A 12,452-nucleotide genomic window follows, 5' to 3' on the forward strand; every position below is an offset into this window, starting at 1 on the left:
CACACCCCGAGCACCGGCAGAACAACACTCAAGCCCTCGGCTGAATGCCGGTCAAGCTCCAACCTTTAACAGGCGGCGTCCATCGCCGACGTGCGCTTGTTCACAGACAATCGTTTCGAGATTTGATATAGTTCACCCAGCGAAAACCCGCTCGAACATCGAACAGGAGTGACGGTCATGCGGTGGGGCAGCTCAGCCTTAGTATTGGCGGCCGTGCTTTTTTCAACGCACGCTTACGCCGATCCGCTTCAGAAATCGGAAGACATTGTGAAGTTCTTCGCCGCGCAGGGGAATCTTGGCGCCTCACGAGGCATCTGCGTCGGCACCGAGGAAGAGTGCAAGAGCAAGGCCGACAAAAGCGGCTCGTCTCAGAAAACCGGCCTCGACATGATGATTAATTTTGGGCTGGATTCCGCGCAGCTCGACCAGACCGCGCGCGCGGAGCTGGGCGAGTTCGCCAAGGCGCTGAAGGACAACCGGTTGAGCACGTTCAGCTTCGTCGTCGAGGGCCACACCGACGCGACCGGCACGGATAGCTACAATCAGGACCTGTCGCAGCGGAGGGCGCAGTCGGTGGCCGCCTTCCTGGAGGCGAACGGCGTTGAATCGGCGCGGCTCGAGGCGATCGGCCTGGGCAAGTCGCACCCGCGCGTCGCCAATCCCTACGATCCGGTCAACCGCCGGGTGGAAATGCGGATCAGAACCGAATAGGTCGCCAACGGGTCCGAAACCAACCGGCCCGCCAAGGAACTCGAACCTTTGGTGAAGCGCGGTTCTAGCCGGGCTCGAGCGTATCCTGGATCGAACCTATCAGCGCGGTGATCGCCTGCTTGTACTTTTCGAACTCCGGCGAGGTCTGCCGGACATCGGTCATGGTTGTCGTCGGCTGGCCCTGATCGGTTGCCGCGCGGGGCGCTTTCTGCCCCATCTTCCGCTCGGCCCAGTCTACGACATAACTGGCGGTCTTGCCGGTGAGGAACGGGTTGGCCTGGATGACAGCCGACCCGAGCACGTCGCTCAGTTGCATCGAGCCAGGCGCCGCCAGAACCTGCGCCGCGCCTTCCATGCCGAGGAAATGGCAAAGATAGAGCCGCCCGGCGGTGATCTGGTGGCCGCGCGCGCGCAGATAAGCCTCGCCCTCGCGCGCCAGGTTGCGCACCATTTCGCGCGACAGTGTCGCGTCGTAGCGAAGTGCAAGCAGGTCGGCGGTCGACAGCGAGCGCGCGAGGTCGGGCCGATAGGTATTCATCATCCGGATCCAGGTCTTGGTGATGAACTGGCCGGCGCCCGTCGCCGAGGACAGCGGATTCTTGGCGCTGGCGCTGCCGCCGCTTTCGACATGGACGATCCGGTCGGTCAGCGTCTCGACCGCGGTGTCGCCAGAGCCGCCGGAAGTGACGGAAACGGCGGTGGCGACCGTGGTGACTGTGCCGAGTGGATCGATCGCCTCGCCGTTCTGGTAAAGCTCGAAATGCAGATGCGGGCCGGTCGAAAGCCCCGTGGTGCCGATATAGCCGATGACGTCGCCGGCCTTCACCTTCGTGCCGACGCCGCTGGCCATGGCGAATCTTTGCATGTGCGCATAACGGGTTTCGCGGCCATTGGCATGTGTGATCTTCACCAGGTTGCCGTAGCTGCCGCCATCGCCCTGGAACGAGATTTCGCCGTCGAAGGCCGCCATGATCGGCGTGCCGACCGGAGCCGCCCAGTCGACGCCCTTGTGGATGCGGACCGTGCCGAGAATCGGATGCATGCGCGGGCCGAAGGTCGACGTCATCACCCCGGCTACCGGCGTGACCATGCCGTTGGTGACGGCCAGCGAGCGGACCTGATCGTCGCCGGTCACACAGGCATACTGTCCGTCGCTCTGCTGGAAGACAAAACAGTCGAGACTCTTGGCCGTACCCTGGACGCCGACATAAAGCACCCGCCCGGAGATCTGGCCCTGGCCGCGCGGCGTCTGCGAATAGATCAGCACCAGGCGCTGGTCCTCGCTTGCGAAAGCGTCGAGGTCCTGCCCTCGGGACAGGTACATGATCGCCTCGCCGATGACGCTGGTCGGCACCTTGTTGCGCGCCGCCGTCGAATAGATCGCGTCGAGCAGGCGGTACTGGCGCTTCGGCCCGCCCTGGTCCGAGGCGCCGGAATAATTGAACAGGTCCTCGCGGACCCAGGGATCGACGCCGGACACGAAAGCGCCGGCCGAATTGCGTGTCAGCGTGCCGACATAGACGTTCCTCGCGTAGATCGAGACCTGCATCAGCGACATGGTCGTCGTCTCGCGGTTCGGGCGGAACCCACGCATGGCCACCACGAAGCCGGACTCCAGCCCGTCGCGGTTGAACAGCGCCTTCAGTGCCTCGCCGGCAAGCTTGGCGTCGTCGGCCGAGAAATGCGCGTCGAGCGCCACGCTGTCCAGGCTGCGGTCGTTGAGGATCTTTACGAAGGTGTCCTCGGTCGCCTCGAAGCGCTGATATTCGCTGGTGACGGTCGCGACGGTCGTGTTGTTCTCGATCGCTGTCTTCTTGAAGGCGGGTAGTGCCGCCTCCCCCTGGTCGATGGTCTCGCCCCAGCCCGCCTCTGGGTTGTCCGCGTCGACAGCCTTCGGCGGTGTACCGGCGCTGCTCTCGTCCGGCGTCGCCTGCAGTTCGTTCTCCAGGTCGCCATGCGGATCGACCTGCTGATCGCCCTGCGCCGCGGTCGGAGCGGGCGGGACAGGTTGCTGGTCGTCGGGCGCCACTGCCGAAGGTTTCGGAGCCGCCTGCCGCTGCGCCTGGAAGAAGGCGAAATCCTCCTGCGTCGACGGGATCGTCGTCATGAACTTCTCGCTGGCGCTCAGCATCACGTCCGAGAGGATTTCGATCTGCGGCGAAGCCCCCGAACTGTCGAGCTCGGCAGGACGCGCGACGGTCTTGCCCTTCGTCGCGGTGTCGGCATCGGGCGCCAGCGTGATCCACATCGGGTCGCCAGCGAGATCGATGATCGCCGGCACATAGACCGAGGCGTCCAGCGGCACGTCTTGCATGCCCTCGACCGGATGCAACTCTTCGTCCTCGTCGCCGAACGACCAATAGTCCTTGGTGAGGTAGAAGCCGGTTGCCAAAGCGACGACGGCGAGCGTGGCAAGGCCGGCAAGAGCCCGGCGCCACAGCTTGCGCCGGCGCTCGGCCAGGCGCGCCTGCTTCTTCTTCCTGAAGCTCGTGTCGATCGAGTGCGTCACGGGTTGTTTCCGGTCAGGAAATAGGTCCAGCGCACCTGCTCCTGCGTATCGACCTCGACGAACCGCGCCGCGATGTGGCCGCGCTGCCAGCACTCGTCGATGCCGCGGATCGAGAAGCGCTTCCGGTCGATGCACATCTCGGTCGATCCGTTGAGGATCGCATGGCCGAAGACATCGGTCGCGTAGAGGTAGATGTAGCGGTTGGTCAGTTCCTCGCGGATGACGTTGACGCACTGGTTGGCGCCGATCGTCCACCAGCCGTCCGTCTGGTCGGCATTGTCGACCTTCTGTCCGACCGCGAGATTGACGACGTCGAGCGTCTGGTTGCAGACGGTGAACTCGGCATGCGCCTTGCCAGGCGACAGGATCGAGAGCAGCGCCGCGCCGAGCAAAGCGCCAAGCGTCAGGCGGCCCGGCAACAGGACACGAAACCGGCTACGCTGCTTGCGTGGCGAGGACTGATGCTGGGAACGCGAGCGGCGAAGATCCATCGGCGTTCATGCTATCCGCCAAGCCGGAAATAGGTGGCCGTCGCGGAGAACTGCGATCCGTCAGCCCCGATCTCCTCCAGGATCCTGGGCAGAAGCTCGGATGCCGGCGTCGGCCTGGAGAACATCGCGGCCTGGAGGTCCTTGGGCCCGGTGATCACCAGCATGATCTGCGGCACCGCCTTGCCGGCCGCCTTGTCCGCCGCGGCAAGCCCGATCGGAATGTTGAAGGTCACCTTGTCGGGTCGCGGCACCATGCGGTCGTCGAGGTTGAAGGCGACGCCCTTGTGATCGATCAGCATGATGTTCGACACGAGCCCACCGCCCGTATACAGCGCGCCGCTGACAGGCGAGCCGTCCGGGACCGATGTCCGGTCCAGCACAAGCTGCGGTTTCGCCGCCGAACTCCGGTCGAGGAAGCGAAGGAAAGTGGGCACTCCGCACTGCGACAGGGTGATGAGGCGCACGCTGATGTCCGGCTCGATATGAAATCTGGCCTGGAAATCGTTGAGCAATTGCTCGAAGGGCTGCACCGTCGTTGCGTATCCCTCGATTGCCGGGGAAGCGCCGGGTCTCGATGTCACGTTCGCGTAAAAACAGCTCCCGCCGCTGAAGTCGCGTACCCAGGAGCGCTGCTGGTTCCACTTGGCCGTATCGTCTTCCGGTGATGGAAGCGCAGGCTTCGGCACGTTGATGGCGACATCTGTGTCGGGCTGCTTGGGCGCCGGCACCTGCTGCGCCGGCTGGGTTGGCGCGGTCGGCGTTTCCGGAAGACTGGCTTTCGGGGTCTGTATCTTTGGCTCGGCCGGCGGCGTGGTCGGTTGCGCCGCTGCCTGGCTTTCAGAAGCCGGTGGTGGCGGAGCCTTCGGCTTGGGCAGCTTGGAAAGCATGTCCACGAGGTCTTTTGCGCTGGGCGCGGCCGGCGGAGGATTAGCATCCTGCGCCGGCTGGTTCTTGGCCGTCTGGGTCGGCTCCGGCGTCTTGACCGCCGGCCCGGTTGCGGGCTGTGCCGGCTTCTGGCTTTCCACGACCGTTGGCGCGGGAGCAGGCGTGGGCGTCGGCGATGGCTGCGCCGGCGGTTGCGCGGGTTTGGTCTCGACCGGGGGGATAGGCGCCGGGCTGTTGGCCTCGCTCTGTGGCTGGGTGGTAGCCGGGACTGGCTTGCCGGCAGGCGTCTCGACCTTCGCACCGGGTTGCGCGGGGGGCTTCGCCGTCTCGATCGTGGCGGCGCTGTCAGGCTTTGGTGATTCCGATCGGGCGGGCGGCGTCTGCGGCTGGGGTTTCGATGCCTCCGGTTGCGATGCCTCGGTCGCCGGCTTGGATGCTTCCGCGACCGGCTTCGGCGTCAATGGCTTGGATGTTTCCGGCACGGGGGGAGGTGCCAGCACACCACTGAAATAAAGGCCCGCGGCCGCCAGGACCGCGAGGGCCCCGACACCCCCGGCCATGGCGGGCATGCGTGAGGCTTTCTTTGGCGCAGCCGGCGCGGGTGCGCTGGCCGGAGCCGCGGACCGCGCGGGCCGCGGCTCCGACAGATATGCGGGGCGCACATGCTCGACGAAGCGCGGTTCGTTGGCAGGCCCCGGCGGCTGGGGCTTCGAGCCCGGCGGCGCCGTCCAGCCGGCGCGCGGCAGGCTGGGGCGTTCGTGCGCGCCGAACCGGATCGGCGGCGGCAATGTCGCCTCGAGGTCCTCGCCGCGCGTCGCCCGAGCGATCTCGGCCATGCTGGCCGGCCGGTCACGCGGATCCGGCTGCAGCATGGCCGAGAGCAGTTCCTGGAAATCGGGATCGATACCCGACAGGTCCGGCACGGTCCGGCGCTTCTCGATAACTTCATATTGAGAGCCGCTCATGTCGAGCGGCTTTCCGCGCAGCGCCGCGGCCAGCACCAGGCCGAGGCTGTAGATATCGGATTGCTCGCTGACTTCGCCGCCATAGAGGCCGAGCTGCTCCGGCGACACGTAATTGTATTTGCCGGCGAATTTGCCACCGATCAGCGTCTCGCCGCCGGTCGCCGAGCGCGCGATGCCGAAATCGATGATCTTGGCGCGTTCGACCCGACCTCCGGGCAGAATGATGTTGTCCGGCGAGAGGTCGCGGTGCACCGCGCCCGCCTGGTGCACGGCGCTCAATCCGGAGGTGAGGCGATGGCAAAGCCGGCGCACATCTTCCCCCGGCATCGGCCCGCGCCGCATGATGTCGAAAAGCGACTCGCCGTCCACGAACTCCATCGCAAGATAGGGCCGGCCGATCACGGGATCGATTGTGAAGACGTGGTAGCGCACCACCGCGTCATGCGACAGGTGGTTGAGGATCGACGCCTCCTTGCGGAAGAGCGACAGAATCGTCTGGTCGCGGGCGAATTCGGGCAGCACGATCTTGATCGCCACGTGGTCGCCGGTTTGGATGTTGTGGCCGCGGTAGACTTCGCCCATGCCGCCGGAGGCGATCCTCTCGTCGAGCTCGTAGATGCCGCTGAGCTGCGTGCCGACACCTGCATAGGTGACGTCCGTTGACAGCCGTGTCTTGTCGTCGTCGCTCACCTAGCCAGGCCCTCCACCGCGGACCGATCCGGTTGGAGCGCGCCGCTGCGCCCGCCGCCGATCTTCACGAGTACGATGGTCACATTATCGGTTCCGCCACGCGCCAGCACCGTGTCCAGAAGGGTCTGGCATGCCGCCCGCGGCGTGGCGGATCCGGCCGCGGCCTCGATCTCGGCGTCGCTGACATGCGCCGTCAGTCCGTCGGTGCCCAGGACGAAAACATCGCCCGGCATCAACTCGCCCTGCTGGAAATCGATCTCGAGCTCGTCGCTGACGCCGACCGCATGCGTGATCACATTGCGGCGCGGCCAGGTGCGTGCTTCCTCAGCGCTGATCATGCCGCGGTCGAGCAGTTCCTGCACCTCGGTGTGGTCCTTGGAAACCTGGAAGATCGAGCCGTTGCGCACGAGGTAGATGCGGCTGTCGCCGGCCCACAGGCAGGCGAACCGCCCATCCATGGCAAGCAGGGCCGCGAAAGTGGACCCGATGGTGATGCCGCGCGAGCGCGATATGTCGCGGATCTCGGCATTGGCGCGGCTCAGCCGGTCCTCGAAGCGGGCGCGCAGGTCCGGCGCGGAGCTCGCGATGCCGATCGTCGCCAGGTGATCGACGATGCTGGCCGAGGCGACCTCACCGGCTTCGTGCCCGCCCATCCCGTCGGCCACCACCCAGAGCCCGGTTTGCGGCTCGATGAGGTAGTTGTCTTCGTTGTGGTCGCGCACGCAGCCCTTGTGGCTTACGCCAAAGCTCTCGATGGGAAGGGCGACAGTGCTCAATTTGCCACCAAGCGCTTCTGGAGCGTCCTCTGTGACCAGCCTTGGGCCGCGTGCCCAGGCCACTTTGCCATAAGCGTGTACATTAGAGTACCGAAATGAAGGCTGGAGCCGGCCATCTCAAAACGCCTTCGGACAGCTGAAGCCCGATAAGGCTGGCAGGATAAGTGGGTTGGCCCCTGAGCCGGCTTGGATCGTGTAGGCGACATCGCGTCCGCCGATCACGAAGCGGGCTTGGGTGTTGGCGCCGTCGCCGGTGATGGTCGCCTTGTCGAACAGCCGCTTCAACGCCCACGGTCCTTCGAATTTGAGCGCGGACTCGCGACCGGGCATTTCCGGCACGAGGCTGAGGCTGGCCGATCCGGAAGCGGCACCGCTTGGCCATGTCACCGTGCTCGGCGCGTTGCCGGCCTGCGCGCTCTGGACTGTCTGCCCGTCCACGTTGAGCACCGCGCTGTCGGCTTCGCTGTTGAGCGAAGTGGGCGTGAAGGTGATCGACACCAAGGGCGTCGATCCGCCCGACGGGAAGAAGGCGGCCCGGATTTCGGCCGCCGCCTGGAATGCCTTCAAGGTCGATTTTGCAAGGTCCTTGCTGGAACGCGCATTCTGCTTCCAGGTCCATTCCTGGCCGGTCATGTCGATCAGCGGCGCAAGGTTCTGCGCGAAGAAGCGGTCCATAAGGCCGCCCGGCGCGAACAATTTGGCGAAATCAGCCATCGAGATGTCATCGGCGCTGTCGCCGGTGAAGGGATAGCGGCCGTTGACCGCCTCCTCGCAGGCGCGCGTCACCGTCTGGTCGAGGGTCTGGTTGAGATTGGCGACCGAAGTCTCGGCGACATTGCCTTCGAACTCGTCCGCCGCCGCGTTGACCATTCGCGCCAGCGGCTTGGGCAGGCGCGAGACATTGGCACGCAGGGTCGCGATCTGCAGCCGCAGATTGGCGTTGACGCGCTCCGTCTGCGAAGGGACATCGGCCGCGAGCTTCAAGCTCTGGAAAATGTCGTGGAAATTCTGCGTCAGCGCATCGAGCGGCCGGCGGCCGGCGGCGCCGCTGGCCAGCGCCTGGAACGAGCGGAACTGTGCCTCGACGCTCGCGCCGGCATTCTGCGCCGCGGCCGATTTTGCGCCAGCGCGGCTTTGCGACTTGCCCCCGGCGATCTGCAGGCCGATGCGTGCGAGGCCCTTGGCCATGCTGGCGGGGTCCTGCTGCGCCGTGCCGGCATCGCCCTCGGCGGCGCTGTCCCTCGTCAACGCGGTTTCTTCGGCGATCGCGGTGAAGAGCTGGTCGAGAGGCGAGTCCGGCGCGGCGACGGCGGACAGCGCCAGATATTGCGGCTTGTCCTTCAGCATTGCCTTGAACTTCAGCTGGTCGAGCACGCCGTTCCAGGCGGCGGCGAACTCCTTGCCGTAGCGGTCGATCAGCTCGGGACCGAGCTTGGGCAGGTCCTGGTCGATGCCGCCCTGTTCGCCGCCGCCGCCGAGCACCCATTGGTCGTCGACGAGCATCTGCGCGATGCGCGAGAGCTGCGGCAGAAAGAAGCGATTGAATCCGGCGCGCGTGTAAAGGCCGGGCACGTGAAGATCGGCAAGTTCACTGCCGTCCACCCGTTCGAACAGCAGCTGCGCTTCCGGGCCGGCCTTCGCGGCGACGGAGAAATCCTGCAGCCTTGCAGCGTAAACCGCCGACCTTATCTGCGCCGAGGCGCGGTCGGCGAGGCTCATACGGCCGAGCGAGCGCTGCGCGGCCTCGACCAGCGGCTGGTTCAGCTCGAAGGTTGGATCATAGGCGTCGTCGAGCGCAAGCATGGCGCGCAGATGCCTTTCAAGCTGTGCCCGGCCCTCGCGGTTGTTCTCGCCGGGGTAGCGGTTCTCCTCCCAGTCCTGCCTCATCCAGGAGACGATCAGCTCGTCGTCGACCTTCGGCGCCTTGCCGCCCAGCATCAGGTAGATCTTGAGCGGTTCGTAGAGCGCAATCGGATCCGCCATCCTGGCCTGGATCGTCCGCTCGGCCTGCACCAGCAGCCGGGAGCGGAAGGTCCGCTCCAGCGCCTGCCGGTAGGTGGCCTTGGAGGCAGACAACAGCCTTTCCCGCTGGCTGAGGCCGAAGGTTTCCTCGATCGGCTTTCCCTGATCGCCATTTTCGAACCCGGCCGGCAGGTTACGCAACTGGTCGAGCGGGCCGATGACGTTTTCGAGGTCGACATCGGCCACCGTCGTGCTTTTGAGCAGCGTGTCTGCGCTGTCGCGATAATGCGCCATGGCTTGTCTTGTGGAGGCGATCAGCGCCTTGTTGGCGAAGAAGCTGAGCCCAAGCGCGCCGAGCGCCGCAAATGCCGCCAGCGCGATCGCGGCGAGGCTCCCGAATCTGGCAAGCCTGGAGCGCCGTTCGACCGCCCTGTCGAAAGACACCCAGCCCGATTCCGGAAAGATCACATACGTCAGCAGATCGTGCAGGAAGAAGCTCTTGCCGGCGCCGGAAAGATGCGGCTGTGAAGTGTTGCCGAAACTGCGGCCGATCGCGCCCAGCAGCTGGTCGAAGGGCGTGCCTTCCTGTGTGCCCGACGAGAAATACAGCCCGCGCAGGCTGACATTGACCTGTGACCGCGAGGTATCGAACAGGCCCCCGATGAACTGCGTTATACGGTTCTTCAGCGCGCCGAACTGCGCCGGGAAGCCGAACAGCGCGATCCGCGCCACCGGATCGGTCTCTTCCTGCAGGCGGTCGGCGACTTCTTCGGCGAGCCGCTTTGCCAGTTCTTCGAAGGCTCCGGGCGCCTCTCCGGCCATGTTCCTGCTGCGGTCGGCGGTCTGGAATGTCGCGCCCCACACCTTGCGCCGGCGCGCCTCGTCGAAATTGCCGAAATAGTCCATGAAACCGGAGATGAGATCGGCCTTGGTGAACAGCAGATAGACCGGGAACTGGATCTTCAGCGTCTCGTGCAATTCGCGCAGACGGCTCCTGATTTCGCTGACATGCGCGTCGAGCTGCCGGTCGTCGAAGCCGATCAGGTCGGCAAGGCTGATGGCGAGGATCACGCCGTTGATCGGCTGCCTGGTGCGGTGTTTCTTGAGCAATCCCAGGAAGGCGAGCCAACTGGCCTTGTCGCGCTCGCGGTCCGATTCCTGCGTCGTGTAACGGCCGGCCGTATCGATCAGCACCGCCTCGTCTGTGAACCACCAGTCGCAGGACCTTGTGCCGCCGACACCGGCCACCGGCTGTGCGCTGCCGGAGCCGGCAAGCGGAAATTTCAGTCCGGAATTGACCAGCGCCGTGGTCTTGCCGGCGCCCGGCGGTCCGATGATGATGTACCAGGGGATGTCATAGAGGAAATTGCGCTTGCCGCTCGTCCGCTTCAGCGTCGCGATCGCCTCTCCCATGCGGGCTTCGAGCACTTGTGAATCGTCGTTGCGTTCATCGCTGCGCATGATGGCCGTTTCGAGCGCCTTTTGCGCCTTGCGCCTTTGCCACAAGCGGACGCCGTAGAAGAGGGCAAGCGCCGCAATGCTGAGCCCGATGATCGTGGCCCTCAGCCACACGGGCGCCAGCGGGCGCGTATCGGCGAAGCGGATCAGCGGTCCCGCGTACCAGACCGCCGCCGAGAAACCGGCCAGCGCAGCCAAGCTGAAGATCCGCAGCGTCCAGCGCATCAGTCGCCGTTCTCCGCCGCGTTGCTTTTCAAGGTTTCCTGTTTCGGGATCATGACGTCGACGCGGCGGTTCTTGGCGCGGCCGTCCGCCGTGCCATTGTCGGCGATGGGCTCGTCCTCGCCCTTGCCGTCGGCACTGAGCCGCGACGGGTCCTTCAATTGCTTGGCCACCATCGCCTGGACGGCTTTGGCGCGGGCGACGGAAAGATCGAAATTCGATTTGAACTGGCTCGACTTCTTCGGCTTCACATTGTCGGTGTGGCCGACGATCCGGATCGGTCCGGGTTCGGCATCGAGCGCCGATGCGATGTCGGCCGCGATCGGCTCGAATTGCGGCTTCAGCTCCGCTTGGCCGGACGCGAACAGAAGCTGGTTGCTGATCTCGACGACGATGAATTCGCCCCTCTCACCGACGCTCAATCCGCCGCCGGTGATCTCATTGGCCAGTTTGGCGCGGATCCGGTCGATCTGAGCGGTGTCCGGGACGACGAGCGGCGGCGGGCTGGCCTGCGCCGGTTCGGCCGGCGCCGCCACGCTGGCGCGCTCGATGGTGACGGGCGTCGACGGGTTGAGCGCCAGCAACTCGCCGGCGGTCGCGTCGCCTTCGTCGGTGATGAGCACCCGCAGTCCGAAGAAGGCAGCTGTCACCAGCGTCGCCGCGGCGGCCGCGACCGCCCACAGCGGCAGCCGCGCCCTTGGCCTCGGCAACGCTGCCGCCATGCCTTGCCAGCGCGGCGAGATGTCGTCGCCGGCGCGCGGCTTGAAGTAGCGCAGCGTGTCGTAGACGTCGCGCCGGACGCGTTCGAGCGTGTTTCTTTCCTTGGCCAGCCCCCGATACTGGCCCTCGAAACCCAGCGACAGGCAGGCATGCATCATTTCGAGCAGGTCGTAATGCGCTTCCGGCCTGGTGAGGACGTTGTTCAACGCTTCGTAGAAACCGGCGCCCGTCGGTTGGGTCTTGAAGAACCGCGCCAGCAGGCTGTGCTGAAGCCAGCTGTCCTTGCTCGGCCACGGCAGATTGCCGACGAGGTCATCGGCGGTTTCGCAAAGGGCGAACTTGGCGATCCGCGCGTCTTCCTCGCCAATGCCGGCTTTCGCGAGTGCACGGTCGAAGGCCTCTATCGTTTCGGCCATATGCTCCGCCAGGGGCGCCGCCTGACGCTCCACCGGCATCAGCCGCAATTGGCCGAGAAGCAGCAGCAGCGGCGCCGCGGCGGAAAGGATCGGATTGGCCGCGGCGTATCTCACGCCGCCGACGGCGTCGAGGAGGGCATCCTGCTGCAGCCCCGGCGCGGCATTCGCGGCCGCTCCCGGAGTTGGCCCTTGGAAGAGCATGGTTCCGGACGACCAGCCGGTGGGCATGTTCCGGCCGCCGGCCGGGTCGAACACTGTCGCTTCGCGGGGAGGCGATGGAGCAGGCTGGATGCCCTCCGGATCGGGCCTCTCAGGAGGCGAAGGCGGTTTCTGCTTCGGCCGCGGCGCGCGGATGACGGTCTTGTCCGCCGCCCGTGGGGGATCGTCCTTCGAGCTCATCGGCGCCGACCCGCTGTCGCGGCTCGACGATCATGCGCTTGCCCTGGGAAATGCCTTTCAGGCTGAGCCTCGGCGGCGGGCCGCATGGAAAGGCTCATCTCGCCGAAACATGACATTGCTGCACACGCCCCAAGCCTCGCCGCCTTGCCCGCCGGGCTAGCGTCCTTGTGCATTCTAGTCGCCCGCATACCCAATTGAAACGGGGCCACCGATTGAATTTGGCAAGCAAGATGCTCGAAGAGGCGGCT

The 12,452-nt window shown here is 65.7% G+C and carries 7 protein-coding genes; 1 reads left to right on the forward strand and 6 read right to left on the reverse strand.

Annotated features, from left to right (window positions below; translation table 11 throughout):
- Positions 1-177 precede the first annotated feature (177 nt).
- Positions 178-711, forward strand: coding sequence for an OmpA family protein (locus ACR64R_RS26860; protein ID WP_487359252.1), 534 nt, complete (start codon positions 178-180; stop codon positions 709-711).
- A 64-nt stretch (positions 712-775) separates the two neighbouring features.
- Here ACR64R_RS26860 and ACR64R_RS26865 read toward each other — a convergent pair whose 3' ends face one another.
- From ACR64R_RS26865 to tssL, 6 genes are all read right to left on the reverse strand, one after another.
- Positions 776-3,220, reverse strand: coding sequence for a M23 family metallopeptidase (locus ACR64R_RS26865; protein ID WP_487359253.1), 2,445 nt, complete (start codon positions 3,218-3,220; stop codon positions 776-778).
- Positions 3,217-3,711: a DUF1036 domain-containing protein gene (locus ACR64R_RS26870; protein WP_487359254.1), complete on the reverse strand. Its 495-nt coding sequence runs from the start codon at positions 3,709-3,711 to the stop codon at positions 3,217-3,219. The genes ACR64R_RS26865 and ACR64R_RS26870 overlap by 4 nt, the downstream gene beginning before the upstream one ends.
- A gap of 11 nt (positions 3,712-3,722) precedes the next feature.
- Positions 3,723-6,251, reverse strand: a complete 2,529-nt coding sequence (locus ACR64R_RS26875; protein ID WP_487359255.1) for a serine/threonine-protein kinase — start codon at positions 6,249-6,251, stop codon at positions 3,723-3,725.
- Entirely contained in the window at positions 6,248-7,027 is a 780-nt protein-coding gene (locus ACR64R_RS26880) for a PP2C family protein-serine/threonine phosphatase (protein WP_487359256.1), read from the reverse strand. The genes ACR64R_RS26875 and ACR64R_RS26880 overlap by 4 nt, the downstream gene beginning before the upstream one ends.
- Positions 7,028-7,144: 117 nt before the next feature.
- A complete protein-coding gene (tssM, locus tag ACR64R_RS26885) occupies positions 7,145-10,672 on the reverse strand; it encodes a type VI secretion system membrane subunit TssM (RefSeq protein WP_487359257.1) in 3,528 nt (1,175 codons plus the stop codon).
- On the reverse strand, positions 10,672-12,204 hold the full coding sequence (gene tssL / locus ACR64R_RS26890) for a type VI secretion system protein TssL, long form (protein WP_487359258.1): 1,533 nt from the start codon (positions 12,202-12,204) through the stop codon (positions 10,672-10,674). Before tssL ends, tssM begins: the two co-directional genes overlap by 1 nt.
- Positions 12,205-12,452: the final 248 nt, after the last annotated feature.

The sequence above is a fragment of the Mesorhizobium sp. MC2-1-1 genome, from assembly GCF_057597255.1.

What these genes read in the sequence shown, in the direction of transcription:
- ACR64R_RS26870 (WP_487359254.1), bottom strand. Translation starts at nt 3,711, where the DNA reads ATGGATCTTCGCCGCTCGCGTTCCCAGCATCAGTCCTCGCCACGCAAG.
- tssL (WP_487359258.1), bottom strand. Translation starts at nt 12,204, where the DNA reads ATGAGCTCGAAGGACGATCCCCCACGGGCGGCGGACAAGACCGTCATC.
- ACR64R_RS26860 (WP_487359252.1), top strand. Translation starts at nt 178, where the DNA reads ATGCGGTGGGGCAGCTCAGCCTTAGTATTGGCGGCCGTGCTTTTTTCA.
- tssM (WP_487359257.1), bottom strand. Translation starts at nt 10,672, where the DNA reads ATGCGCTGGACGCTGCGGATCTTCAGCTTGGCTGCGCTGGCCGGTTTC.